At 66.1% G+C, this 24,438-nt stretch carries 16 protein-coding genes; 3 read left to right on the top strand and 13 right to left on the bottom strand.

All coding sequences use genetic code 11. The features are described 5' to 3' along the window. Positions 1–44: 44 nt before the first annotated feature. Positions 45–923, top strand: a complete 879-nt coding sequence (locus tag AC4JJG_RS15930; RefSeq protein ID WP_495398479.1) for an oxygenase MpaB family protein — start codon at positions 45–47, stop codon at positions 921–923. Between the two features lie 125 nt (positions 924–1,048). On the opposite strand, the gene AC4JJG_RS15935 is transcribed toward AC4JJG_RS15930, so the two are convergent. The 3 genes from AC4JJG_RS15935 to AC4JJG_RS15945 form a co-directional block, all read right to left on the bottom strand. Further along, positions 1,049–1,303 (bottom strand): hypothetical protein, encoded by a 255-nt coding sequence (locus AC4JJG_RS15935; protein ID WP_495398478.1) that lies wholly within the window; start codon positions 1,301–1,303, stop codon positions 1,049–1,051. Between the two features lie 682 nt (positions 1,304–1,985). Then, entirely contained in the window at positions 1,986–4,223 is a 2,238-nt protein-coding gene (locus tag AC4JJG_RS15940) for a TPR repeat domain-containing protein (protein WP_495398477.1), read from the bottom strand. Positions 4,224–4,246: 23 nt separating this feature from the next. Beyond that, positions 4,247–4,555, bottom strand: a complete 309-nt coding sequence (locus AC4JJG_RS15945) for a hypothetical protein (RefSeq protein ID WP_495398476.1) — start codon at positions 4,553–4,555, stop codon at positions 4,247–4,249. 192 nt (positions 4,556–4,747) lie between these two features. On the opposite strand from AC4JJG_RS15945, the gene AC4JJG_RS15950 reads away from it, so the two are divergent. Together AC4JJG_RS15950 and AC4JJG_RS15955 are read left to right on the top strand one after the other, a co-directional pair. Beyond that, positions 4,748–5,374, top strand: a complete 627-nt coding sequence (locus AC4JJG_RS15950) for an LppP/LprE family lipoprotein (RefSeq protein ID WP_495398475.1) — start codon at positions 4,748–4,750, stop codon at positions 5,372–5,374. A 104-nt stretch (positions 5,375–5,478) separates the two neighbouring features. Beyond that, positions 5,479–6,225 carry a VIT1/CCC1 transporter family protein gene (locus AC4JJG_RS15955; RefSeq protein ID WP_495398474.1) on the top strand — a complete coding sequence of 249 codons (747 nt, stop codon included), beginning with the start codon at positions 5,479–5,481 and terminating at the stop codon, positions 6,223–6,225. Positions 6,226–6,308: 83 nt separating this feature from the next. Here the strand turns inward: AC4JJG_RS15955 and AC4JJG_RS15960 are convergent, their stop codons facing one another. From AC4JJG_RS15960 to AC4JJG_RS16005, 10 genes are all read right to left on the bottom strand, one after another. Next, positions 6,309–7,859, bottom strand: a complete 1,551-nt coding sequence (locus tag AC4JJG_RS15960; protein WP_495398473.1) for an acyl-CoA carboxylase subunit beta — start codon at positions 7,857–7,859, stop codon at positions 6,309–6,311. A gap of 22 nt (positions 7,860–7,881) precedes the next feature. Beyond that, on the bottom strand, positions 7,882–13,245 hold the full coding sequence (pks13, locus tag AC4JJG_RS15965; RefSeq protein WP_495398472.1) for a polyketide synthase Pks13: 5,364 nt from the start codon (positions 13,243–13,245) through the stop codon (positions 7,882–7,884). Between the two features lie 51 nt (positions 13,246–13,296). Then, complete coding sequence (gene fadD32 / locus AC4JJG_RS15970) at positions 13,297–15,195, bottom strand: long-chain-fatty-acid--AMP ligase FadD32 (RefSeq protein ID WP_495398471.1); 1,899 nt, start codon at positions 15,193–15,195, stop codon at positions 13,297–13,299. 286 nt (positions 15,196–15,481) lie between these two features. Further along, entirely contained in the window at positions 15,482–16,468 is a 987-nt protein-coding gene (locus AC4JJG_RS15975) for an LLM class F420-dependent oxidoreductase (protein WP_495398470.1), read from the bottom strand. 262 nt (positions 16,469–16,730) lie between these two features. Further along, positions 16,731–17,738: a cutinase family protein gene (locus AC4JJG_RS15980; RefSeq protein WP_495398469.1), complete on the bottom strand. Its 1,008-nt coding sequence runs from the start codon at positions 17,736–17,738 to the stop codon at positions 16,731–16,733. 1 nt (position 17,739) lies between these two features. After that, positions 17,740–18,294 carry a DUF732 domain-containing protein gene (locus AC4JJG_RS15985; RefSeq protein WP_495398468.1) on the bottom strand — a complete coding sequence of 185 codons (555 nt, stop codon included), beginning with the start codon at positions 18,292–18,294 and terminating at the stop codon, positions 17,740–17,742. A 187-nt stretch (positions 18,295–18,481) separates the two neighbouring features. Beyond that, positions 18,482–19,954: an alpha/beta hydrolase-fold protein gene (locus AC4JJG_RS15990; RefSeq protein ID WP_495399574.1), complete on the bottom strand. Its 1,473-nt coding sequence runs from the start codon at positions 19,952–19,954 to the stop codon at positions 18,482–18,484. Positions 19,955–20,187: 233 nt separating this feature from the next. Next, a complete protein-coding gene (locus AC4JJG_RS15995; protein WP_495398467.1) occupies positions 20,188–21,171 on the bottom strand; it encodes an alpha/beta hydrolase in 984 nt (327 codons plus the stop codon). Between the two features lie 271 nt (positions 21,172–21,442). Next, positions 21,443–23,485, bottom strand: a complete 2,043-nt coding sequence (locus tag AC4JJG_RS16000; RefSeq protein ID WP_495398466.1) for an arabinofuranosyltransferase AftB family protein — start codon at positions 23,483–23,485, stop codon at positions 21,443–21,445. Further along, positions 23,475–24,413 carry a decaprenyl-phosphate phosphoribosyltransferase gene (locus tag AC4JJG_RS16005; protein ID WP_495398465.1) on the bottom strand — a complete coding sequence of 313 codons (939 nt, stop codon included), beginning with the start codon at positions 24,411–24,413 and terminating at the stop codon, positions 23,475–23,477. Before AC4JJG_RS16005 ends, AC4JJG_RS16000 begins: the two co-directional genes overlap by 11 nt. Positions 24,414–24,438 lie beyond the last annotated feature (25 nt).

The raw sequence follows: 24,438 nt of genomic DNA on the forward strand, positions 1-24,438 counted from the left end.
CATCGATCGGTAACCTATTGAGACACCACGGCGGAGGAGTCTCAATGACGGTCACCTACCAGCATCAGGATGTTCCCCGTGCGGTCCGTCGGCGTCGGCATGTGCGGGTACCGGGCGACCTGATCACCACACTGGGTCCGACCATCGCGGGATCGAACGTCATCATGCAGCTGGCCCACCCGAAGGTCGGCTATGGCGTCCTGGAAAGCCGTGTCGACTCCGGCAGTGCCATCAAGCACCCCATCAAGCGTGCCCGCACCACCGGACTGTTCCTCGCGACCGCGCTCTTCGGCACCGACGACGACCGGGCGTTCGTCCACGAAGCCGTCAAACGCATTCATGGCGAGGTGTATTCGACGGGCGACAGTCCGGTTCGCTACAGCGCCAACGACTCCCGGCTCCAACTGTGGGTGGCGATCTGCCTCGTGAAGTTCTTCGTCGACCAGTACGAACTGCTCTACGGACCGCTCTCGGCCGAGGAACGGGACGATGTGGTGCTCGACGCGCGGTGGCTGGGTACCACCCTCAATGTGCACGAGGGACAGTGGCCGGGCAATTATGCTGCCCTGCTGGAGTATTGGGAAAGTCAGCTACCGGAGATGTCGATCGATCCACCGGTACGTCAACTCCTGCAGGACCTGTCCGACCTCTCCTACCTGAAGATCCGCCTCGGGACTGCGGGCACCGTGCTCCACAAGACCGCGGGCGGCACCCTCGCCTTCCTCATCCGCGGCGGGCTCCCTCCCGAGTTCCGCACCATGATGGGCTGGGAATGGACATCCCGGGATGACAAGCGCTACAACACTATTCTGGCTGCATTCCGTAAGGTCGACCCGGTGACGAATTGGTCGTATCGAGCGCTCATGCACGCCTACCTGCTGGACATGCGCCTTCGCCGACGCCTCGGCCTGCGGGTCTTCTGATCACGGTCGGTGCAATTCAGCGGCGCTGTCGGCCACCAAGATTCCCACAGAAACTCGACTCCACAGCCCAACGAAGTGGATAATCCAGTCGGCCTACCTGTGCGGGGATTTTTTTGTGGGCCACGTCAACGTGCCCGCTGTTCCCACGCCAGATCTGCACGGATCTGGGCCTCAATCTGTTGAGCAACCGATGACGGAACCCGGTATCGGCCGTTTCGCTCACACCACTCGTCAAGCGCATCCCGATACAGGTGTTCAAAACCGTTATCTTGCTGCTGATCTGGGATGCTGTCGGCGATGCGTGCCTCGACTTCTTCCGGCGTCGTGCCCACCGGAGCCCGCAGCGCCGCCCTGATCATCGGCGGGAGTTCCGAATCCATCGTCATCACCTATCTACCGGGCCAACCGGGGATTGATCGTGTCGCGATGACCGACAGCGGCTTCGGCGGGACGTCGCAGCGTTGACGTCGCACTAGTGTCGGCCCTATGTAATCCAGTACCCGCCAGTCGCCGAACACGCTCGCGGACGGAGCATGGGCGGGACCGCTCTGCTCGGTCAGAGGTGACCGCCCTTCTCGCCGATACGTGAAGAACAGTCGACTGTCGGGATCGGAAGTTCCAGGCGCAGTCTGACATATCGCAGCACCTCCGACTTCGGAAGACAAAGGGGCCCAATCTGGCTGACCTTGCGGGTCGGGCTCTGGAAACGGTGCAGCCCACATGAAGGTTGCATGGGGTGCCTCCAACTGCGGGCGAATGTCATCGCTCCACCGAAATCCCCGGTCTGTTGCTGCCTCGTAGCCAGGAAAGTAGGCTCCGGGTCCCAACTGCGCTCGCAGGTAATAGGACTCTGCGATGCCACGAACGAAGGTGCCGTCAGGTGACCGAAGATCCAAGTACGGGGTGCTGAACCAGACGATGGGATAACTCGCCGCGTCGTCCGTCGGCCGGACATGGGGTACGGTCGACGGCGTCCCCGCTTCGCAGCCCGCGCATGTAAGCGCGAGAAGAGCAGCAACCGGGACCGCGCACACCCTGCCGATAAGCGGCCTATCGTATGATTTACGGTTGTGCCGCAGGCGCATTCGGATTCTCCGGCTTCGGGTTGTCGGGTCCTTGCGGCCAGTCCGGACGCCTGAGGCCGCGAGAGTAATCGTCCTCCCAACGGTCCGATATATCACTCATGAACCCCACCCATTCTCGGTCGTTTGCCAGCTTGCCCCAGTCCGGCTGTCCATCGCTGTCGAACCACTGCGGATACCGTGCTGCCACCTCCGGATGCGTGGAGACGTAGCCGGCGAACTGGAAGTACTGATTCACCACGGGATCGTTGAGCTGAGCGATCCACTCCGGGTCATTCCCCCGAAGTGCCCCGTCCGGGCGGACCGGCGCGTCACCGAAGAGCTGGTCGGCGAGCGCTTGCTGCATAGCAGCCGAACCGAGCGCACCGCCGGGTACCAGCCCCAGAGCATCCTTCGTCAGAGTGAAGGCCTGCATTTGGTTGGTGTACAACCGCATTCGCTCGGCGAGCTGACTGTCGTTAAGGTGTTCGACGGCGTGTGCGTTGCCGTCCAGCATTGCCTGGGACAGTTGACCGGCGTCGCGCCCCAGCCATGACTGGTACGGGTCCATGCCGTACATCTCGCCCATGATGTTCTGCCATGTGAAGGCCGCTGAATTGAGCGTGGCCGCAGCAGTGCCGTCGGTGTTGAGCGAGCGGAAGATGTTCTCGAGTTCGCCGGGTTCGAGCCGGTCGGCACCGAAGACCTCGAGTCCCGAGAAGTCGCCGATATAGGGGCTCAGCGTCGTCGCCATGATCCTCGCCAGCTCGGGATTCCGCAGGCCCAGATCACCATTCGTGGCGAGATCACCGGGTGATCCGAGATAGTGCCCGAGTGCACTCGCCGCTTGGTGCGCCCTTGTGGCATCGACGGCGTTCGGCGAACCTGCATCGGCGCCCACCCAGTCGAAGAGCTTATGCAGGCCGGGGTTGTTGCCCGTCCACTCCTGACCGGCCAGCCCATTGAGATGGATACCTGCGTTGTAGTGGCCACCATCGGTGCACGTCACGTTCATATTCGCACCGGTCATGAAGTCGTGGGCGGCAATCTTGTCCGCCGCACCGACGTTCAGCGCGGTGTTCAGAATTCGATCGAACTCGCGCGCATTCACCGAACCACCCGCGCCGTCGCGCGGTGCCTCACCCGCCGCGGCAAGCTCCGACGTTTGCTTCAGCAACCCTCTGTTCACGTCCGAGCCGACTCGCTGTTGTTCGTCGCCCTGCGCCAGGAAGTCCGCGAGTTTCCCGAATTCTCGGGCCCTGGGGACGTGCGGCCCCGCGCCGAGCAACGCTTTCGACAATCCGGACGGATTCTTCTCGACGAGGTTGGACGTCAACAGATCTCGCATAGTCGCGGGCAGCATCGCCATTCCGCCGTGGTCACCCGCGGAGGTGCGCAGACCCGGCATCCCCAGGAGTTGCGTGGCGTTGGCGAGGGAGCCCTGCACCTCACCATGATGCGGCTCGGTGCCCAAGGCCAGAATCTGGTCCATCGTCTTACCGTCGAGCTCATCGGCGATCTCCCGCAGGAAATCGAACTGCCCCTGGGAGATTCGTGCAGGCCGTCCGTGTCGCAGGGCGTCGAGCTGCTCGGGCCGGAGCGTGGCACCCTCCTTCAGGACCTTGCGCTCGAAGGGCGACAACGGCTTTCCATCGGAGAGCTTGCGCGCGATCCGCTCCGCCACCCCGCCACCGAGCGCCGATGCGATGGGCGTCAGTGCTCCGATGTCGGCTCCATGTGCCTTCATGGCAGCGGCACAGCGCGTGTCGGTCTCGTCGAATTCCGAGGCCAACCGGTTCAGGATCGTCGTCGCGGTGCGGGCCTCTTCGGCACGGTCATTCTTGAGCGCCTGCAGTCGCGCCATCGTCTCGGGATTGTTCTGTGACATCGCCTCCGCGAGCCCGTAATTGTAGGCGTCCTTCACCGTCCAGTCGTCGCCCACGTCGAAGCCACCGGCCTCGTACCCCGCAGCCCGCGACTTCAGCCGGCCGGCGATATGGCTCATCGATGTATGACCGCTCGACAGCGTTCCGGCCAGCTTGCCGAACGCATCGCCGACGCGAACGAACTGCGTCCTCTCCCGCACAGCCCGCATCTCCGCGGCGGCACGTGCTTTCCCGGACCAGTCCAGGCCGACGATCGTACGGTGGATGTTCCGTCCATCGCTCTCGACGGCGGCCCCGAGCCGGGACGCGGTGTCGGCGGCGAGCGGCATCTGAGTGAAGTCGATTCCATTCATCTGTGAGCGGGTGGGCCGCATCGCTAGCGCCCCGGCTTCCGGTGGAAATCGCCCATGGCCCGCAGACGTTCGGCGCTCTGCACATCGACACCCCGGTAGTCCTCCGCCGACTGGGCGAGAACAGAACTCCACGTCGACAGTCGTGCCCGAACGATCTCGATCGCCGTCTCCGCCGTGTCTGCGACCTGGGTCATCGCCTGTGCAGTGGCCGTGCCGCCAAGACCTGCGGCACCGCTACGGATACCGTTCGCGTTCGACTGTGAGTCGAGTCCGGAATCGTTGGCCGAGATCTTCTGCCCCGCTGCCCGAAGATCATCTGGATCGACGTGCATCGCACCCCCCGTGAGATTGTCGGCGGCCGCACCTCACGGTGTTCCCGGTCCGCTCGTCGTGGGCGCCATGCAATGCGACAACCAAAATCGATGTCAAGGCCGGACACCTCCCGTCATTCATCCGGCATAGGGTCGGTGTAACGCGCTCGCGCGACGCGGCCGATGTACCGATCACAATCGGGAGGTGGAGCAATGCTCGGAAGACGACCCATCACGTCCGGCACGGTCGCGGTCGCCGCCGCGCTCGCACTGGCCGGATGCACGCAAACCGGAGAGCCGATGGCCACTCCGGACACCGCCACATCGGTGATCACCGTGACCGAGACACCGACCACGACATCAGCACCCCGAGAACCGGAACCCGCTCCCGGGACAACCACGTCCGACGACAATCCCCCGGCGGCGAACTGCTCCACCGACGGGGCCGCGGCCATCGCGGCTGCCGCGGGCCGCATTCCACCGCCACTCTCGAACAACCCCGCCGTGCCCTGGGCATTCGAGGGCACGACGAACTACAACACCTGCAGCGACCTAAGTTATGCGGAACTCGTCACCGAGGGCGCGACGGCATCATCGCCCTATCAGCTGTTGCTCTTCCATCGCGGACGATTTCTCGGCACCGGTACCAAGTGCAACCTCGGATATCAGACGGTGACCGGTTCCACCGGTTCGTCGGTGGACGTCGATTATCGCTATCTCAACCCCGATGACATCAGCGCTCGGCCAACCGGACAGTTCGCTCTCTCGTTCGCGTGGACCGGAACCGGTGTGCAGATGAACGGCACCATCCCGGACCGAGCCCGTGGCAGCCAATGCTGAAGCCGTAGAACAGCTTTGCCTGCCCTTCCAAACAGCGCGAAGCCGCGGGGCAAGGCAGTCCTGCCTTGCTTGCGCCACCCGCCGATCCGCGCTGTAGTGGCTTCATGGTCAACGCACAACCGCACGACGAAGACGTGGTGCCACACCAGCATTCCGCCGAGCCACACGCCGACGGCGGCCTCGCCAATCGCCTGAACTGGCTACGGGCCGGTGTCCTGGGCGCCAACGACGGCATCGTCTCCACCGCGGGCATCGTGGTCGGTGTCGCCGCCGCGACCGTCGACCGGGGACCGATCCTCACCGCAGGCATTGCCGGTCTGGCGGCCGGTGCGGTGTCGATGGCGCTCGGCGAATACGTCTCGGTGAGCACCCAGCGAGACACCGAGAAAGCTCTGCTGGCCAAGGAGCGACGTGAACTCGCCGAACAACCGCACGCCGAGTTCGAAGAGCTCGTCGGACTCTATGAGGCCAAAGGACTGAGCCACGACACGGCGACGACGGTCGCGACGGAACTGACCGAGCACGACGCCTTCGGCGCCCACGTCGACGCGGAGCTCGGCATCGATCCCCACGAGCTCACCAACCCCTGGCAGGCCGCCTTCTCCTCCGCCGTCTCGTTCACCCTCGGTGCTCTGCTCCCGCTGCTCGCGATCCTCCTGCCGCCCGCGGACTGGCGTGTCCCGGTCACCTTCGTCGCGGTGCTCGTCGCACTGGCGCTCACCGGAGCGATCGGCGCGATCGTCGGTGGGTCGCGCCCCTGGCGGCCGACACTCCGCGTCGTCATCGGCGGTGCACTCGCGATGGCCGTCACCTACGCCATCGGCAGCCTGGTCGGCGGCGCCGTCGGCTGACCGTCCACAGACGACACCGCTCAGCGGTCTCGATCGCGTGTGATGCCATCGAGGTCGCTGAGCGGTGCTCGCTGTGGATTCGATCAGATGGGCATCAGGAAATGCTTGCGCGGCGTGCGCATCATCCGCTTGTCCTTCAACTGCGCCAAGGCCTTTCGGAGCTGCAGCCGGGTTTCGGCCGGTTCGATGACGGCATCGATGTAGCCGCGCTCGGCCGCGAGGTACGGCGTCGCCATCATCGTGTTGTAGAAGCCGATGAAGTCGCGGCGCACCTTGTCGGCCTCGGCGGCGGACATCCCCTCGGTCTGCCTGCGGGTCAGCACCGCGGCGGCCGACTCCGCACCCATCACCGCGATCTTCGCGGTCGGCCAGGCGAAGTTGATGTCGGCACCGAGCTGCTTGGAGCCCATCACCGCGTACGCACCGCCGTAGGCCTTGCGCAGCACCACGGTGATCTTCGGGACATCGGCCTCCACGTAGGCGAACAGGAACTTGCCCGAACGCCGGATGGTGCCCTTCTGCTCCTCCACCAGGCCGGGCAGGATGCCGGGCGTGTCGACGAGGAAGATCAGCGGGATGCCAAAAGCGTTGCAGGTGCGGACGAATCGCGTGGCCTTCTCCGAGGAGTCGGTGTCCAGAGTCCCGGCCATCACACTCGGCTGGTTGGCCACCACACCGACGCTCTGACCGTCGACGCGGGCATAGCCGGTGATGATATTCGGCGCGAACAGCGTTGCCACCTCGTGGAACGCGCCGTCGTCGAACAGCTTGATGATGATGTCGTGCATGTCGTAGCCGGCATTGTCGTTGTCCGGCATGAAGTCGTTCAGCGACAGATCCGACTCGGTGATCTCCGGTTCGAGGCCCGGATTGATCACCGGCGGCTCCTCGTACGCGGTCGACGGCATGTACTGCAGGTACTCGCGCACCCACTCGAAGGCCGCCTTCTCGTCGGCAGCGATGTGGTGGATGTTGCCCCACCTCGCCTGATTGTGCGCGCTGCCGAGGTCCTCCGCCGAGATCTCTTCTCCGGTCGTCTGTTTGATGACGTCGGGTCCGGTCACGAACATGTAGCTCTTGTCCTCGACGGCGACGAGGATGTCGGTGTTCGCAGGGGTGTAGACCGCGCCGCCCGCGCACTTGCCGAGGATCACCGAGATCTGCGGGGCCAGACCCGACAGCAAATCGTTGCGGCGGCCCATCTCCGCGTACCAGGCGAGCGACGTGACGGCGTCCTGGATACGGGCGCCGGCCGAGTCGTTGATGCCGACCATCGGGCAACCGATCTTGCCGGCCCACTCCATGAGCGCGGATACCTTGCGGCCGAACATCTCTCCGACCGTTCCGCCGAAGACCGACTGATCGTGGGAGAAGGCTGCGACAGGTCGTCCGTGCACCATGCCGTGCCCGGTCACCACACCGTCGCCGTAGCCGGAGTTCGCCGCACCCGGCATCTTCGCAAGTGCGCCGATCTCGACGAACGTGCCCGGATCGAACAGCATCTCCAACCGCTCGCGCGGTGAGCAGATACCCTTGGCGGCCCGCTTGGCGATCGCCTTCTCGCCTCCGGGTTCCTGTGCGGCGTCGAGCTTCTCGCGCAGGTCGGCGAGCTTCGCGGCAGTTGTGTCGGTCACTGCGATACCACTTTCTCCGGTGTCACTTCTCGGACGCCGAGACGTCGCCCATGCGGCGGGTCAGGTCGGCGCCGATCTTCGAGATGAACGGCTCGTCGACGATCGACAGGTGATCGCCGCCGATGTGCAGGATCTCCAGATCGTCGACCACTTCTCCCCAGCGCCCGTCCTCGTCGATCTCGGCCCACTTGGGCTCCAATTCGATGGCGCCGTCATGCATTCGGTCGGCGCGGTACAGGACGACCTTGCCGTCGTACGGTGCGGGCTCGATCTGATCGAGGGCGCGGTTCTCGATGAACGAGGTCCGCTGGTGCTCGATGATGCCGCCCGGGATCTTGGTCGAGCTCATCGCCATCATCTCCATGATGATCTGGAACTGACCCTCGTCGTCGGCCTCGACCAGTCGATCCATCGGGATAGGGATGTCCTCGTCGAGATCGTAATTGCGGATCGCGAAGTTCTTCCAGCGCTCCAGCCGCGCCCGCTTCGTCTCCGGCGTCTCGATGAGATCTTCCTTGGGACGCACCACGTCGATGAGGCCGACGAACGCGACCTCCTCGCCCGCCTCGCGCAGCAACTGGGCGAGACCGTAGGCCAGCGCGCCGCCGAAGGACCAGCCGACGAGAACGTACGGCCCGTGCGGCTGGATCTCCCGAAGCCGCGGAAGATATTCGCGCACACGGTCTTCGATGGAACCCTCGGTTCCGCGGTCGAAGCCGATCACCGGCTGATCGTCGGGCACACGCTTCAGCAGTGCCTCGTACGCCGAGGTGTTGCCGCCCGCCGGATGGAAGAGCAGCATCGGCACGGGATCACCGGCGGACGTGTCGTAGACCTTCTTGCCCTCCGGCACGAGCCGCAGGTACCGCAGGAAGCCGTCGGTGTCGGCACCGGAATCGAGGTGGGAGCGAACGTAATTCGACATCTCCTCGATGGTCTCGGAGTCCAGGATGTCCTCGACGTCGATGTCGCCGCCGGTCCGCTCGTTGAGCCGGTCCGTCAGCTGTTGCGCCACATCCTCGGTCAGCACCGGCAGCTTGTTGAACACGCCACCCGCCGACGACTTGGTGACCACCGCGTACACACCGAAGGTCAGTCGCTCCGCCGCGTCGCGCGGCGGCACGTCGGCACCCGCGGCATCGGCGACGGCGGCCTGATCCGACAGATCGACCTTCGCCGGGGTCGTCTCGGTCGCAGGCGCGGGCTGGGCGGACTTCACGACCGCGGGCGTGGTCTCGATACGCGGCTCCTCCGTCGCCGCTACTCGACCAGCATCCGGGGCGGCCTCCGTCGCCGCTGCTCGACCAGCGGTGGGAACGGGCTCGGCGGTGGGTGCCGCGGCGTCCTTGGCGTTCTGCTCGTCGATGTAGGCGTTGAGGGCCGCGGTGTCGAGTTCGCCACCGCCCGCGGCATTCTCGGCCAGGTCGTCGAGCTGATCGCGGTGGGTGACCGCGAATTCCACGAACTTCTCGACGTCGCCCAGGTTCGCCTGGCGCATGGCCTGCAGTTGGAGCTGCGGGATGTCGAATTCGTACTCGACGCGGTTCTTGATGCGCACCGCCATCAGTGAATCGAGACCCAGCTCGATGAGCGGGACCTCACGCGGCAGGTCCTCCGGGTCGTAGCCCATCGACTCACCGACGATGATCGCCAGTCGATCACCCACGGACTCACCGGAATCCGGGCTCCACCGATCGCCGATGTTGTCGACGACCGCGGGTTCCTCGACGACCTTGTTGTCCGCGAAGGCCTCGGCCCCGGTCTTCGGCTCGGGCGCCTCCGAATCGGCGGAGCCGACGGCGGATTGCGCACCGTCCGCGATCTCGCCGGTCGCGACGGCCTCGAACAGGAGCCGGAAGTTCTTGTCCTCCTTGGCATGCACGGTCACCGACGCACCGCCGGGGTGGGGGCTCAGGGTGGTGGTCACGGTCCCGGTCTTCGGAATCGGTCCGTGCGTGGCGTCGGCACCGACGGTCGCACCGGCGAGTACCTGGGCAGCCGCGGCGCGCACCAGCTCACGCGGATCCGACACCGCCGCGGCGTTGACCTCCCATGCGTGCCTGCCGTCCGGCAGAGCGACATGGGCGCCGGGCACCTTGCCGGACGACCCGCCCGACGACAGGTTCGCCTTGAGCCAGTAGTCCTTGCGTTCGAAGCGCGTCCGCGGGATGTCCGCGAAATCGCCCGCACCGAACAGCGATGCGACATCGGCTGGATGCCCGTGGACGTACAGCTTCATCAGCGCGTTGATGAGGCCGTGGCTCTCATCCTCCTTACGCTTGAGGGTCTCGACCAGTTCCGCGTCGTGCAGTCCGGCCGAGAAGGTCACGGCCGCAACGGAGATGAGCACCGCCGGGTTCGGCGACAACTCCAGGAAGGTCCGGTGTCCGTTCTCCACCGACTTGGCAATGGCCTGGCTGAACCAGACGCTGTGCCGCAGGCCCTTGAGGAAGTAGTCGATGGTGTGGACGGGTTCGCTACCCGGCCGGTAGAAGGTCTCGCGGTCGACCGAGCTGTAGAAGCCCACCGTGGGGCGCAGCGGCTCGATGCCGGTGAGTTCGTAGGACAGTTCGCCGAGCAGCGGGTCCATCTGCGAGGTATGGCTGGCACCCTTGGTCTGTAGCTTGCGACCGAGCTTGCCCTCCTTCTCGGCGCGCTCGACGATCGCGTCGACCTGCGGTTCGGGACCACCGATCACGGTGTGCGTCGGTGCGGCGTAGACGCAGATCTCCAGATCCGGGTAGTCGGCGAGCACATCGTTGATGTCCTCGGCGCTGTATTCGACGAGCGCCATCAGACGGATGTCGTCGCCGGCCAGCATCGACTCGCCCTCGCCCATCAGCCGCGAACGCTGGCAGATGACGCGGGTGGCGTCCTCCAGCGACAATCCGCCACTGATGTAGGCGGCGGATGCCTCACCCATCGAATGCGGCACCAGCACACCGGGTTCGGCGCCGAAGTGCCGCAGCGTATCGGCGAGCGCCACCTGAATGGTGTAGATCCCGACCTGACTGGTCTCGATCCCGTAGGTCTGCTCGTCGTCGAGGAACATCTCCGCGATCGAGTACCCGAGTTCGTTCTCGACGATCGCATCGACACGGTCGACGTACTTCCTGAAGACCGGGTTCTCGGTATACAACTGCTTGGCCATCTTGCGGTGCTGCGACCCGAAACCGGACAGCAACCACACCGCCGACGCGGCATCCGGCGAATCAGCCACGTAGACAAGCGGATTGGCCTTGCCCTCGGCGACGGCACGCATCCCCTTCACGGCGTCCTCATGCGTGCGGGCCATCACCACGGCACGCGAACGCCCGTGATTGCGGTGCGCCAGAGCACGGCCGATGTCGACGAGCGGGGTCGCCTGCCCGTCCTCGGACTCCAGCCACTCGACCAGCTCGGCAGCGGCCTTCCGCCGTCGTGACGGAAGGAAGGCCGAGATAACCAGCGGCACAACCGAACCCTCGACGGCACACGGCGCGAAGCCCTCGGCCGGATCCTTCTCCACCGTCTCGACGGGCGTCTCCTCGGCCTTCGGCTGTGCCGCGAGAATCGCGCGCTCCGCCTCGGTCAGGTATTCCTCGTCATCGTCGTCGGCATCGGCGGCGGTGGTCTCGATACGCGACTCCGTCGCCGTGACTCGACCATCGGAATCCGCCCCCGGCGCTTCGAGATCGGACGGGAGGACCTCACGCACGACAACGTGGGCGTTGGTGCCGCCGAAGCCGAAGCCGGAGACACCGGCGAGAGCACTGCCGGTGTAGCGCGGCCAGTCACCGACCTCGTCGATGACCTTCAGTCCGTTGGTGTCGAACTGGATGTAGGGGTTGGGTCCCGCATAGTTCATCGACGCCGGGATCTTGTTGTGCTGCAACGCGAGCACGACCTTGGCCAGCGCGGCGGCACCGGCCGCCGACTCCAGGTGACCGAAGTTGGTCTTCGCCGACCCGAGCAGGGCCGGGGCGTCGGCCATGCGGCCACGGCCGACCACACGTCCGAGAGCGTCCGCCTCGATCGGGTCGCCCAGGATGGTGCCGGTGCCGTGGGCCTCGATGTAGTCGACGCCACGCGGATCGAGCGCGGCATCGGTGTAGGCCGACCGCAGAACCTCCACCTGCGCTTCGGGATTCGGTGCGAAGATGCCGTTGGAGCGGCCGTCGGAGTTGACCGCGGAGCCGGCGATCACCGCGAGCACCTCGTCGCCGTCGCGCCGGGCGTCGGCCATGCGCTTGAGGACGAACATGCCGCCGCCCTCGGAGCGCACCATGCCGTCGGCGTCCTTCGAGAACGCCTTGATGTGGCCGTCCTTCGCGACGGCACCGATGGTGTCGAAGCCGACCGTCGCGGCGGGGGTGAGGATCATGTTCACGCCGCCGGCGAGCGCCACATCGGATTCGCCGGAACGGAGGCTACGGACCGCCTGGTGCACGGCCACCAACGACGACGAACATGCCGTGTCGACGGCCACCGACGGTCCGTGGAAATCGAAGAAGTAGGAGACCCGGCTGGCGATGATCGAGGTTGCGGTACCGGTCAGGGCATAGGCGGCGGTCTCGTCCGAGCCCTCGCCCAGGCCGAGCGCCGCCATCAGCTGATAGTCGTTGGTCGAGGTGCCGACGAAGACACCGACCTGACCGCCCTTGAGGTCGCTGGCCGGGATGTGCGCGTCCTCGAGCGCCTCCCACGTCAGTTCGAGCACCAGCCGCTGCTGCGGGTCGACCATCTCGACCTCGCGGGGGCTCATCTGGAAGAAGTCGGCGTCGAAACCCTTGACGTCGTCCAGGTAGCCACCGCGCAGATTGCGAGCCTCCAGGACCTCGAGCATCTGCGGATCCGAGCGGAATTCCGTCCACCGGTCGTCAGGTAGCTCGGAGATGCCGTCGCGGCCCTCCAGCAGCGCCTCCCAGGTCGAGTCCGGGGTGTCGCCGGCCTTCGGGAAACGGGTCGACAGCCCGACGATCGCGATGTCGTCGTCCGGACTGCGCTCACGCTGCCAGAAGGTGCCCGCGTCGGACTCCAGCCCCTCGTCCGGATCGCCTTCGATGATCCGCTCGGCCAGCATGGCGATCGTCGGATGGTTGTAGGCGGCCGTGGCCGTCAGGATGACGCCGGTCTTGTCCTCGACGTCGGCGACCAGTGCGACCGCATCGCGCGAGGACAGACCGAATTCCTCCATCGGCCGATCGTCGGGGATCTGCTCGGCCGGCATCCCGGTGGTGGTGGCAACCCAGTCGCGCAACCAGTCGCGCAGTTCGGCGACGGTCAGCTCACCGGCGGTCTCACCAGCGGTTCCTGTGGCATTCGAAGAGGCGTCGACGTCGGCGGGCGAGCTGGGCTCACCGGCGGATGCGGGACTGGTCGACTCTTCGTTATTCAGTTCAGACATCGCTTCCAGACTACTGATCGGTCGACACCCGGCGGGGGCGCCTTGCGGAGATTACTGAGCGTCCGGGAACGCGGTCTGCTTGTAGCCTCCCCGCAGGCTGCCGTCGATGTACGCGGCCCGGGTCGCGCGGCGCGCGATCTTGCCGCTGGACGTGCGGGGAATGGACCCGGCCGACAGCAGCAGGACGTCGCGGGCCATCACGCCGTGCCGCTGTGCGACGGTGGCGCGCACCGCATCGGCGACCTCCTGCGGATCCCACTTCTTGCCGGGACGTTCGGCGACGATCACGAGTTGTTCGGACGCGTCGTCGGGGTCGGCGGTCAAGCCGCTGGCCGTGTTCTCGAAGACCTCGGCGGGCAACTGGTTGGCCGGCACCGAGAACGCCGCGACGAAGCCCGGCCGGATGGCCTCGCTGGCCTCCTCGGCGCTGTGCTCGAGATCCTGCGGGTAATGATTACGGCCGTCGACGATGACGAGGTCCTTCACCCGGCCGGTGATGTAGAGCTCGCCGTCGAGCCAGACCCCGTAGTCACCGGTGCGCATCCACTTCGCGTCGGCCGGCGCTCCCTCGGCGTGGCTGCCCTCGGCGAGACGCTCGGTGATCGCGTTGTGGAAGGTCTCCTCGGTCTCCTCCGGCTTGTTCCAGTAGCCGGCACCGATGTTGAGACCGTGCAGCCAGATCTCGCCGACCTCGCCGTCCGGGCGCTCGGTGGCGGTCTCCGGGTCGACGATGGCGGCCCACTGGCTCACCGCGACCTGACCGCACGACACCTGCGCCACCGCGTTCGGGGCGTCCTGGTCGACGACGGTGAGACGGCCCGCATTCAGGTCGTCGCGGTCGACGTAGATGACCTTCGCCTCGTTCTCACGCTGCGTCGCGGACACGAAGAGGGTCGCCTCGGCCATGCCGTAGCAGGGTTTGATCGCGGTCTTCGGCAGACCGTATGGGGCGAACGCGTCGTTGAACTTCTTCATCGAACTGACCGTGACCGGCTCGGAGCCGTTGATCAGGCCGATGACATTGGACAGATCGAGGCTCTCGCCCTCCTTCGGCAGCCCGCGGACGGCGGCGTGCTCGAAGGCGAAGTTCGGCGCCGCGGCATACGTCTCGGCGCCGTCGGCGGCCGCGGCCAGTTCCTTGATCCAGCGGCCCGGACGGCGCACGAAGGCCATCGGGCTCATGATCGTGATGTAGCGGCCGCCCAGTGCGGGGAGGATCACCGTGAGCAGGCCCATGTCGTGGAACATCGGCAGCCAGGTGACGCCGCGGGCGTTGCGGTCGATCTCGATGGTGTCGTAGATCTGCAGGACGTTGGCGGCCACGGCCTGGTAGGTGATCTCCACACCGGCCGGCACGCGTGTGGAGCCGGAGGTGTACTGCAGGTAGGCGACGGTGTCCTTGTTGTGGTCCTTGCCCGCGACCGGTGCCACCCAGGCCGACCCGACCGAATCCGGCACGGCGTCGACGGCGATGACGCGGGGGCGCTCCTTGGCCGGCAGCGGCGCGAAGAAGTCGCGCACGGCCTCGGCCGACTTGGTCGAGGTGAGGATGGCGGTCGGCTTGCAGTCACCGAGGACGGCATGCAGACGGTCGGTGTGGCCCGGCTCGTCGGGTGAGAACAGCGGCACCGCGACGTTGCTGGCATACAGCGCCGCGAAGAACCCGATGACGTATTCGAGGGACTGCGGAGCCAGGATGGCCACCCGGTCGCCCGGCTTCGTCACCTGCTGCAGACGAGCGGCCACCGCACGCAGACGCTTACCGAACTGAGCCCAGGTGAGGTCTTGCGGCTCCCCGTCGCGTTCCCTGCTGTAGTCGATGAACCGGTAGGCGAGGGTGTCGGCCTTCTCGACCACGTTGCGCTCGACGTAATCGACCAGCGTCGCATCGTCGTTGAACGACAGATTGCCGTTCTCGTCGAGGAACTGCTCGAATTCGGTGTTCAGCATCCATTACTCCTGTGGCCCCAAAACGTGCGACGGCGAGCCGGTCGGCTCCGCCCGTGTGGCTCGGGCACCCCCCTGTGCCCATGGCCGTCGTTCACGAATCAACGCTGTGTCGAGTGCGCCGCGGTCACGGCCACACCACATGTGTTGTCAGTTGCTCTCTATGCCTGTTGTGCTTGCTTCGCTGGATCGTGCGGCGTGACGGGGGTGTCACCACCGCGCGGACCCCGTGTCGTGCTTCGGAAATCCGGGGGTTCACCTCGTCCTTCACGTCAGACCGTCGGTCATCCTACTCCCCCTTCAAAAGCTGCATGACGGGTGCGAACGCATCCATCTGCGTGGGGAAGATGCCGACGTAGGACATCGAGGTGCGCCTGCGGACCTCGCGGATCTGGTCGGCGATCTCCTCGAAGGTGCCCATCGCAAGATAGGGGGACGAGAGGATGTCGTCGACCGTGAACTCGCCGTCCTGCGCGATATTCGGCGGATATCCCTGCTCAAGCGCTTTGAGCGCCATCTCCGCGGTTGCCTCGCGATCGTCGGTGATGACGATGACGGCGATGGTCCAGTTCAGCTCGATCTCGCCGAACCGGTCGCCCGCGGCCTCCCGGATCCGGTCGACCCGCTCGGCGGTCTTCTCGATGGTCATGTCGGACAGCCGCATGCGGCCGTCCGTCGTGGTGCCCGGTGCGACGGAGATGATGTCCGCGTGCTTGGCGGCCAGTGCCAGCATCTTGGGCCCGCCACCGCCGACCGCGATCGGCGGACGCGGTCCCTGCCGGGGACGCGGGCTGCCCTCCAGGCCCTTGATCTGATAGAACTCGCCGTCGAAGTCGACGGTCTCGCCACGCATCAACCCGTCGAGAACGGTGAGTGCCTCGTCGAGGCGGCGGATACGCACGCCGGGCGACTCGAACTCGATGCCCGCCTTGTCGAATTCCTCTTTCATCCAACCGGCGCCGATGCCCAGCTCCAGGCGCCCCTTCGACAGGACGTCGATGGTGGTGGCCTCCTTGGCGAGCAGGGCCGGGTGGCGCCATCCGTTGGCGAGGACCGAGGTGGCGAGCCGGATCCGGCTGGTCGCCTGCGTCAGCGCGCCGAGCGCGGCCAGGGGGCCGACCTGGTTGCCCAGGTGATCGGGGACGGCGAAGGTGTCGTAACCGTATTCCTCGGCGGTCTGGGCCAGCTGCACGAACTTGCGGGCACCGCCCTCTTCCTTGTTGCCCTCGCCACCGGCGCCGAACCGGAACTTCCGGAGTTCTCCGGATTCGCTCATGTGCAGTCTCTCCTCGGCGTCGTCGGCGCAGATTTCACAGCGCAATCGTGGGCAGCGTGGAACGGGTTATCGGTACCCGATCCGGCAACACGTTAATGCAGCATCATCACGCCACCCAAACACATCGCGAAACCCCACAGCAGAGTTACAGCGCACATCCGCTGATCGAGTAGTCGGCGAGCGTAGCGAGTCGTCGTATCGAGATCTCGATACGACGACGGCCGGCGCCCGGCCTACTCGATCAGCGAAAGGCAAGCCCCCCTCAGAAATGCTTCGGATGGGGCGCATCCTTGATCGTGGAATTCGCCCATCCGAACATCCACTGGGTGGACGTGGCGCCGTCGAGCGACCAGTAACGCGGCGATGCGTACATCGCGTGCACCGGATTGTTGATCGCACCCGCCAATTGCCCGACGGCTCGCAGTGGGTTGTCGACGGTCGGCGAGTCGCAGATCAAATCGCCTGGCGCACAAATGGATTGGACACGATCACGAAGTTCACCGAAGCCCCCGCTCCGCTGACCCGTCATCGTGATGCCGGGGACGAGACCACCCATACCGGACAGCGCGATCTCCGCGCCGACCCCGTCCGGCGACGGACCGATGTCGTTCTGGTCACCGGGCTGGCGACGGCCGTCGGCGATGAGGCCGACTCCGAGTACGAGATCTTGATCTTCCGGTTTGAGAACACCACGACCATTGCCGATATTGCTGGCGATGTCGCCACCGATCACCGCGCCCTGAGAAAAGCCCAGGATCACGTATCGGGTCAGGGGGCACTTCTTGTTGGTGGAGATGATCTTGCCCGCCGCACGTTTGTACCCTTGCGTCCGCGAGTAGTTGTAGTCCTTCTGCCGATCCGCCATATTCGTCGGATTCCGGAACTGCGCGACGTACGGCACGGTGTACACGCTGGTGCGGCTCGACGGATAGGCGTCGGCGATGGCCGAGGACACCCGCAGCATCAGCGAGCGCGGGTTCGACGACGGCTGATACGGATCGTCGTCGGCGGACGACTCCCACGTACCCGGGATGACCAGGGTGAGCACGTCGGGACAGTCCGCGGACTGCGCCTGCGGGCGTCCCGACGGTTCGGACGTCGACGGCGGACCCGGCGGCGGAACGGGCCCGGGGCCCGGTTTGAGCAGGGTGATCACCAGGATCACGATCAGGACGATCGCGATGACGGCGAGTGCCGCGAGGACGAGCAGGAACCTGCTCAGCTTGCGGCGCCCGCCCCTGCCCCCACGGGCCGATCTACGCGCGGCCACGTCAGCAGTAGTTCTCGCCGGCGACCTTGATCACGCGGTCCGCCTTGGTGTTCGCCTCGCCGACCGACTTGGTGCCCGGACCGACGAGTGCGGTGACGAACGCCTTCACCGTGACCGGATCGGTGTTCTTCTTCCGCTCGTTGCAGACGTACTCGGCGATGGTGATCGCGATCGAGTTGTCGCTGTCACCCATGAAGGTGATGTTCTGCTTCTTCAGCGCCGACAGGTAGCGCTTGCTCTTCTCGTCGAGCGGCTGGCCGTTGGGGCCGGGAAAGTTGCTCGGCACCTTGGTCTTCGAGTTGGGGGCGGTCTCGGGCAGGCTCGATTCCGCGCTGGCGCCGTCCTCCTTGTCGGAGGGCGCCGCCGACTCGTCGTCGGGCTTCTCGGCGGAACTCTCGGCACCGGTACTGCTGGACGCGTACATCGACGTGGTCGTCACCGGATTCTGGGTGATCGGTGCGCTCGCGGTGGAGTCGTCACCGCACGCGGACAACGACCCGACTGCCAGCATGGCGCCCGCCGCGATCAACGCCAGGTGCCAGAACTTACTCGTCATCTTCAACTTCCTCGTCGTGCCCGTCCCGGGCGTCGCCCGGCGGTGGTGTCCACGGCCTTCATCGGCCATGCGCAAGGCTACCCGCCGCACACCCTGATTACGGTGCAGCAACCCGCGTCACCTGCATGAACGCCAGGTTTCCTCAGCGAAGTTTCAGGCCGCTGCCCTACGGCGCTCAGGTTGACACTCACTTGGTGACCCGGGCGCCGTCCTTCGGCGTCCAGACGATGCGACCACGCTCGAAGGTGTTGAAGCGTCCCTTGCCGTCGCGGGTGGTCAGCTCGCCACTCGTCGGAAGGCCGAGTTTGCCGCCCGAGCCGCCTGCTTGCACGTACGCGCCACCGATGCCGCCGCCGACGATCTTCGGCCCCTTGGGACCGCTGAAGATGCGTCCGCCACGGAAGTCCTGGGCGCGGCCGCCCGGCACCGGGTACTCCGGCGTCAGGCACTCACCCAGCGATGCGCGATTGGCGTTGTAGAGCTTCTTGAAGGCGCCGCCGACCCGGCACGCCGGACGATCGCGCAGCAGCCCCAGCGCGCCCGCGGCCTGCGGCCACGCCTGCTGCATCTCGAACTGCCAGTACGGCCACGTATGCGTGCCGGACGGCCGGTAGACCGCCTGGCCGGGGATGCCGAGCTGATTCATCTTGATCGCGAACTGCTGCGACGTCACACGGCTCAGCACCTCGAGACCGACACCGGAGTAGTTCGTCGCGAGCATCGGGATGTCCGACGGCTTGTCGTGCGGCCCCACCATGCCGTTGCCGGAGGAGACGTAAATGCTTGTGCCACGCAGCTTGTCGGCGAGCAGGTACGGGTCGTGCTCCTTCCACGCCGGATCGCTCGGCGGACCGAACATCTTCATCGAGTCGTAGCCACCGCCGTCGCGGAGCGCGAACTGGATGGCCTGCGGCATGCCGTACGAGGTCATCTGCAGGATGCCGGAGTACGACGCGGCGAACTTGAAGAATCCGGGGTTGCGGGCGGCGAGCATCATCGCCGCCGAACCGCCCATGGACAGGCCCTGGACGCCGCGGACGTCGGTGGACCGCCAGTCGCCTTCCAGGATCGGCGGCAGCTCCCGCATCAGGAAGGTCTCCCAGCGGTACAGCTTGTTCTTGTCGGGTTCCTTCCAGTCCGTGTAGAAGCTGGACTCGCCACCGACCGGCAGCACCACGTTGACGTTCTTGTCCTTGTAGAAGTCCTCGATGTTGGTGTTGATGATCCAGCCGCTCTGGTCCTCCTGCGCGCGCAGACCGTCGAGGGTGAGCAGCTGCGGGAACTTGTCCTTCGGCTTGGCCCACCAGTCGCGGGCCAGCAGGACCTGGATCTGGATGTCGGTGTTCATCGCCGGGGAGTGCACCCACAGGGCCACACGGCGATCGCTGTACCAGAACGAGCGGGTGACGCGTGCGGGTGCGGTGGAGGCCGGAGTGGGGGCCGGTGCGGGGCGCTGCTCGGGCGCGGCCGGCCGCGGGGCGGGGGCTTCCGGTGCGGGCGCCGCCGGGCTGGCCGGTGCGGCAGGCGGTGCGGCGGGCGCCGCCGGTGCGGCCGGAGGCGCCGCGGGTGCCGGTTCGGCGAACGCCGGCGCGCTCACCCCGATGACCATCACCGTGGCCGCCACAGCGGCCACCAGCCCACCGGCGCGGCGTGAGGTCATGGTGCGCACCTCATCTCGCCGTGCCGTCTCCCGCAGATCTCGCCAGCTCACCCTCGAACTCCTTCTCACCAATCGAGCATCGCGGCGTTCGTGCAGGTCACTACGCAACTCTTCTCACTTGAGTCACATCAAACCCACAGATAACAGAACGCCCTACGTGTTTCTTACACGTAGGGCGCTCTGTTTTGGTTACGCCACGCTGTTACGCGTGGGATTTGTGTGACTTATGTTGCTTAGCGGAAGAACCCTCGGTTCTTCGCGTTCCACACCATGTCCTGCCAGTAGCCCCAGGCGTGGGTGCCGTTGGCGTAGTAGGTCATCAGCGGCAGGCCCTGGGCGAAGGCGCCGACCTCGAAGGCCTTGGCCTGCGTGAAGGCCAGCAGTTCCAGCGTCGACCCCTTGAACAGGTCGTCGAAGACGTTCGGCAGGGCGTTGTACTTGCCGAAGAGGCCGTTGCCCGAGCCGATGAAGACCTTCATGCCGTGCATGCGGTTGATGTTCATGAACGGGTCGTTGTCGAACCAGCGCGGGCTCCACGGCGGGCCCCACATCGCGTCGATGTTCCACGGCTTCGGGTCGACGTCGAACATCGCCAGACGCAGCGCCGTACGCATACCCGGCGCGTTCAGGAAGTTGTAGCCCGACAGCGACGCGACGCGGTCGAAGTTGTGGCGGTTACGCGCACCGATGACCAGCGCGGCGTTACCACCCATGGACAGACCGGCGATCGCGTACTTGCGGCTCTTGCCGACGCGGAAGCCGCGTGCGTCCAGGCCGCGGATCAGAGAATTGGTGATGACGCAGTTCCAGCGGTAGCGGTACGGCTGGGCGTTGAAGTTGCTGGGTGCGTCCCAGTCGGAGTAGAAGCTCGCGGGTCCGCCGATGGGCTCGACGACGTTGACGCCGGACTTCACCATCTCCTGGATGTTGGTGTTGATCTCCCAGCCGCTGTAGTCGTACTGGGCGCGCATGCCATCGAGCATGATGACGGTCTTGTAGTTGCCGGGGCGCTTCCAGGCGCGCACCTTGACGTTGGGCATTCCGCAGCCGTTCACCCAGAACGTCTGCAGGCCGGTCTGGGTGCCACCGATGCGGGCTGCCGCCTGCCCCGCCCCACCGACGACGCCGGCCAGACCGATCACAGTCGCAATCGCGACGATCATGGCGACCAGACGGTGCCGGCCAGTACTTCGCGACTTAGCTACAGCTACGCGCATCGACTGCTATCTCCCTTGTTTCCCCAGGTCGGCCCGAGGTAGTGACTCTCCCCGACCTCAGTGGCCCCTATGTCGGCACGCCGCCAAGCCCCGGCGGGGCCGCAATCTGCACCGTTTGGGGAGCCTATTGCATACCCAGGAAGCTGACAAACCGTGTGACTGGGGTCACAACTACTATCCGAACGCATACTCTGCCATGGCGCCGTTGCCATGATCTCGGGGTTTATCGACAATCGAACCGCGAGCGTTACCGATTCGAGATAATTCGAGATCAGCGGGGATGGATCCGGGGCGGCATCTGCAGCCCGCACCGCGCGATCTCGTACTCCGGCTCACGCTCGATCCGGTAGCCGTTGAACGTGAACGCCTGCTTCAGGTTGCTCTTGAAGCGGGCGAACGACCAGGTGCCCTCGAAGGAGGCGAACCGGTCCTTCGTCTGCGGACAGGTCAGCGCCACCTGCGCCTGACGCACCAGGTCCTCGTCGAGATAGCCGGGCAGCACCGGTTTGCGCGGGTACGCGCCCGACTCCGCGACGACCCACTCCGACGGCAGGATCTTGTCGTGACCGATGCGGCCGTCCTCGAGGCGCTCGGTGTGCGCCGCCAGCGGATAGGCCAGCCCCATCTGGTCGATGACGCGCACGTCGAGGGGAGCGTTCATGCTCGTCATACCGAGATTGAGGAAGTAGACGGTCACCTGACGCTTCGCGTCCTTGGGCATGACGCCGGGCAACTGGGCCACGTACCACTCGTCGTAGTTGAACGACGGCAGGATCACGCCGCCGTCCTTGTGCCATTGCTCGATCTCCTCGACCATCGCCCGCATACGCGGGTAGTCGAGATAGTCGGCGGCGGTCACCGGATTCTCGTTGCCCATGTTGGTCACATAGAAGCGGCGTTCGTCGACGATGCCGCTGCGCCCGATGTCGATGCCCGCGTTCGGCAGCCCGTTGTCGTGGCTGACGATGCCCCACACGAGGGTCGTCACCCACAGTCCGGCCAGCACCAGCGCACCCGCGGGACGCGCCCACGCGCGCGATCCCTTCGACGGCCCGGGTGTCTCGCTCGCACGTGCCCGTGCGGGGATCGTGAGGGGCAGGACCATCAGCGGCAACATGATGGTGAACAGCGGGGTGAGTAGCACACGGCCGTGCATGAAGTCGCCGCCCTGGCGCATCCAGTAGAGGCCGCCGATGAGTCCCGCCGCGGTCACGACCACGACCACCGCCGTCGGCGTCTGCAACGCCGACGACCAGCCCGCGAGCCTGCTCCGCCAATCCTGTTGTGCGCCTTCGGTGTCGTCCCGACGGTCGAGCTTGCCGAAACCACCACCCCGCCTGCGCAGGACGATGAGTACGGCCGCGACGATCAGCATGACCGCGGGCAGCACCAGCACGTACGGCCCGAAGAGGTTGCCGACGTAGACCGCACCCTGATGCCATTTGGAACCGCTGGCGTCCTTGGCCACCGCCGGATTCGGCACCAGCAGGGCGTAGTAGCCCATGCGGAAGATCTGATAGCCGACCGGGAGCAGACCGGCGACCACGACGATGCCGATGCGCATCTTCCAGGTCGTCGGCGCGAGGAAGACAAGCAGGAGCGCGAGCCCGCCGAGCACGGTGAGTTCCGGCCGCACCAGCGGGGCCAGACCCGCCGTGAAGGCCAGTGCCAGATCGGCCGCCATCGCACCGCGACGCCCGGCGCCGTCCGCGCGGCGTTTGCCGCGCTGCGCCCAGGCGACCAGCTGACACCAGAGTGCGGCAACCCAGAAGATGCAGAGGCCGTTCTCCAGGCCGCTCGTCGCGAAATCGCGGGCGGGCGGGAGAGCGATGTAGACGATGGCGCCGAAGGGCAGCATCAGCGTCCAGCCGCCGAGTGAAGCCCCGAGATCGCGTCCGTACAGCCGGGCCGTGCCGTACATGGCGAGCGGAATCGCGGCGACCGACAGCACCAGGGCCACCCAGAGGGCGACGTATTCGAGCTGGCCGTCGGTGATCCAGGCCCAGAACCACAGCAGGTAGGTCCACGCGGTGGAGGTGTTGGCCTCCACGCGCTCACCGGCGTTGAACACCGGACCGTTGCCGGCGAAGAGGTTGCGCAGGGTGCGCAGGACGATCAGTCCGTCGTCGGCGATCCACCGGCGCTGCCAGGCGCCGATCGCGAAGAAGGTGCTGACGAGGACTGCGCCGATGAGCAAACTCGCGGCGGGCAGCCAACGCCTCAGCGACGAACGGGACCCCGCGCCGGGGTCGGCACGGTGGTCGGGCGTTTCGTCGACGATCTCGGTTTCGGAAGCGTCTCGCTCAGAACGCATAGACTGCGACACCCACGCAGACTACCCAGGCCACCGCGAGGAACTGCAGGATACGATCGCCGAGCGCGATCTCCTCGGGTTCGCCTGCCTCGCCGCCGTCCACGTCCACGGCGTAGCGGAGGATCGCGATGGTGAACGGCACCACCGAGATCGCGTAGAACACATTGTCCGGGCGGTCGCCGCCGTGCGCACCGGCGTCCATCGCCCACAGTGCATACGAGAGCACCACCGCGGTCGCCGAGAGCGTCCAGACGAACCGCAGGTAGGTGGCCGTGTAGTACTGCAGCGACTTGCGGATCTTGGCGCCGGTCCGCTCCGCGTACACCAGTTCGGCGTAGCGCTTACCGGCGGCCATGAACAGCGAACCGAAGGCCATCACGAGGAGGAACCACTTCGAGAGGCCATGGGTGAGCTCGGCGGCCACACCACCCGCGATGGCCCGCAGCAGGAAGCCGGACGACACGATGCAGATGTCGATGACGGCCTGATGCTTGAGGCCGAAGCAGTAGCCGAGCTGGATCGCGATGTAGATCGCGATCACCACAGCGGTCTCCCAGTTGGCCAGGAGCGAGATGCCGATCGCCGCGACCACCAGAACGATCGCGAGTCCGAAGGCCAGGTTGCGCGGCACCACGCCCGCCGCGATCGGCCGGAAACGCTTGGTCGGATGGGCACGGTCGGCCTCGACGTCCATCGCGTCGTTGATCAGGTAGATCGACGACGCCGCCAGGCAGAACGCGACGAAGGCGATGAGCACGCGGAGCATCGAGCCACCGTCGGTCAGCACCTCGGTGCCCGCGGCCATCGGTGCGGCGAGCACCAGGACGTTCTTCACCCACTGACGCGGGCGGACCGCCTTGACCAGACCGCTCGCCAGATTCTTCGGCGGTCCCAGCACGGGTCCGTGCTCGATCGGCTCTTCGCTCATGTCCTCGGGCTCATCTCATCGACTC

Source organism: Gordonia sp. B8661-1 (assembly GCF_059427765.1).

Bases quoted from the DNA above. Each gene is read 5' to 3' on its own strand.
- AC4JJG_RS15985 (WP_495398468.1), bottom strand. From the start codon at position 18,294: ATGACGAGTAAGTTCTGGCACCTGGCGTTGATCGCGGCGGGCGCCATG.
- AC4JJG_RS15935 (WP_495398478.1), bottom strand. From the start codon at position 1,303: ATGGATTCGGAACTCCCGCCGATGATCAGGGCGGCGCTGCGGGCTCCG.
- AC4JJG_RS15990 (WP_495399574.1), bottom strand. From the start codon at position 19,954: ATGACCTCACGCCGCGCCGGTGGGCTGGTGGCCGCTGTGGCGGCCACG.
- AC4JJG_RS16000 (WP_495398466.1), bottom strand. From the start codon at position 23,485: ATGCGTTCTGAGCGAGACGCTTCCGAAACCGAGATCGTCGACGAAACG.
- AC4JJG_RS15950 (WP_495398475.1), top strand. From the start codon at position 4,748: ATGCTCGGAAGACGACCCATCACGTCCGGCACGGTCGCGGTCGCCGCC.
- AC4JJG_RS15955 (WP_495398474.1), top strand. From the start codon at position 5,479: ATGGTCAACGCACAACCGCACGACGAAGACGTGGTGCCACACCAGCAT.
- AC4JJG_RS15940 (WP_495398477.1), bottom strand. From the start codon at position 4,223: ATGAATGGAATCGACTTCACTCAGATGCCGCTCGCCGCCGACACCGCG.
- AC4JJG_RS15930 (WP_495398479.1), top strand. From the start codon at position 45: ATGACGGTCACCTACCAGCATCAGGATGTTCCCCGTGCGGTCCGTCGG.
- AC4JJG_RS15945 (WP_495398476.1), bottom strand. From the start codon at position 4,555: ATGCACGTCGATCCAGATGATCTTCGGGCAGCGGGGCAGAAGATCTCG.
- AC4JJG_RS16005 (WP_495398465.1), bottom strand. From the start codon at position 24,413: ATGAGCGAAGAGCCGATCGAGCACGGACCCGTGCTGGGACCGCCGAAG.
- AC4JJG_RS15995 (WP_495398467.1), bottom strand. From the start codon at position 21,171: ATGCGCGTAGCTGTAGCTAAGTCGCGAAGTACTGGCCGGCACCGTCTG.
- pks13 (WP_495398472.1), bottom strand. From the start codon at position 13,245: ATGTCTGAACTGAATAACGAAGAGTCGACCAGTCCCGCATCCGCCGGT.
- fadD32 (WP_495398471.1), bottom strand. From the start codon at position 15,195: ATGCTGAACACCGAATTCGAGCAGTTCCTCGACGAGAACGGCAATCTG.
- AC4JJG_RS15975 (WP_495398470.1), bottom strand. From the start codon at position 16,468: ATGAGCGAATCCGGAGAACTCCGGAAGTTCCGGTTCGGCGCCGGTGGC.